Below are 1,783 nucleotides of genomic sequence, written 5' to 3'. Positions count from 1 at the left end.
GCGGAATCAAAATGCGTAGACTCCCTCGGAGATTGGCGTCATATCAACCACGAACGGTGTTTAGCTTTTTAAAAAAATTTTTATAGAGCCTTTTGTTTCACAAAGAAAATTACAATATTGAAAAGAAAAGGAAATACAGCGCACGCTTCGCGTCTGTTAATTGTAATAAATTAACAGAAAAAGGTGAGGTTATTCGATGCACGTATCATTCTCTGCTAACTTATGAAGACTTACCCTCCCATTTCTCTTGGCGTCGTGCGCTTACATTCCTTCATAGGGCCTTTTCATAAGGCAGAGGCCGGCATCATGCTCCTGCATGGACTCGTAGTCTTATGTCTCCGCTTTCGCCAGCTCCCTGTGTCATCCTTTTTGTGAATTAGGAAAGTGCTCTCTATGCTACTTCTTGTAAGAAGGGAATATCTTCACTCATTCGTTCAGGATCAAAATGTGTTTCGTGCTTGGCTAATCCATGCATAACCTTAATAAGCTTGGAACACAGAACCACCATAGCTTCCTTTTTACGCAATGGGTTTTCTGATCGTGTGATGTAATATTGATACAAATCATAGAACGATTGATTATTTTGAATAAGTGGCAGAATAGCTTTAAATAACAAGGACCGTAAGTCCTTCCTGCCTCTCTTGGACAATCGTTTGGTTCCTCTCATAAGGCCAGATGAGTTTTCTCGTAATGTCAATCCCGCTAGTTTTATTATTTGGCGTGGATGATCATAACCAGATAAAGAACCTGTGTAGGCAAGCAACTCAACAACGGTTTGTTCACCGATACCACGAATAGATGTTAAGTATTCAAATTCAGGCATTTCTTTAACTAGCTCTTCTAGCTGTTGTTCCACTTCATATAGTTGTTCTTGAAGGAGTTCGAGTTGATGAACCAGTGTGGTAATTTGTTTTCGTGCCATCACTGTTCCTTCTGTCAATCCAATTGATTGTTCAGCTAGTTTACAGAGTCTTTCGGTCTTCTTTTTAGGTGAATAAGTTGATTTTGAGCATTCTTTAATCCAAGCAGCTAATTCTTCAGGACGCTGTCCTTTTAAATCAGACGGGAATGGAGTATTTTTAAGGACTGCGCAAGCCTGTTTCCCATACCCTTTAAATACATGAGAGAATTCAGGAAAGTACAAGTCCATAAATCCTGTGATACGATTCTTGGTTGATGCGATATCGTCTTTGATTCTGTTTCGTAGAGTTGCCCCTTCACGAAGTTCGTGTTCAATCCCTTCTAGTTTACGCGGAAAACTAAAGTTTCCGGATGTAACTAACTTGGCAATCACACGTGCGTCTTTCTGATCATTCTTTGTTTGTAAATTATCATCAAGTTCTTTTGTGCGATTGACATGCATAGGGTTTACTGTCACAAACGGGATCTCATGTTCAATTAGAAAAGCCGCTAGGTTTTTCCAATAGTGACCAGTTGGCTCAAAGCCAACTAAGACCTCAGTCTTTTGATGATCTTCCTTCAGTTGATTAAGTTGCATCAATAACTTGTGAAACCCTTCAAGGGACTGCTTAAAAGGAAATGCTTTTCCTAGTTCTTGCCCTCGGTCATCAATGGCGAGCCCATAATGTGTGTGCTTCGCGATGTCAATTCCGACAACAAGACTGTTCTCAGTTACTTGATTCACACGTTGATTACGTTTATGATGCATAGTAGGTCCTCCTTATGATCTGTGGTTTTTGTCTTATGACAGCATCATAACGAAGGACCATTTTTTGTTCAAGAGGTATTAAACAAAGTCGATAGGAATGCTCCTGCGGGAACA

1 protein-coding gene is annotated in these 1,783 nt (G+C 40.1%); it reads right to left on the bottom strand.

The window, feature by feature from the left end:
- Positions 1–391: 391 nt before the first annotated feature.
- Positions 392–1,669, bottom strand: a complete 1,278-nt coding sequence (locus AHA02nite_RS14915; protein ID WP_146818683.1) for an IS110 family RNA-guided transposase — start codon at positions 1,667–1,669, stop codon at positions 392–394.
- Positions 1,670–1,783 lie beyond the last annotated feature (114 nt).

This window comes from Alkalibacillus haloalkaliphilus, assembly GCF_007991275.1.
GTDB lineage: Bacteria > Bacillota > Bacilli > Bacillales > Alkalibacillaceae > Alkalibacillus > Alkalibacillus haloalkaliphilus.
This window is presented reverse-complemented; position numbering and strand designations above follow the sequence as displayed.

Bases quoted from the DNA above. Each gene is read 5' to 3' on its own strand.
- AHA02nite_RS14915 (WP_146818683.1), bottom strand. From the start codon at position 1,669: ATGCATCATAAACGTAATCAACGTGTGAATCAAGTAACTGAGAACAGT.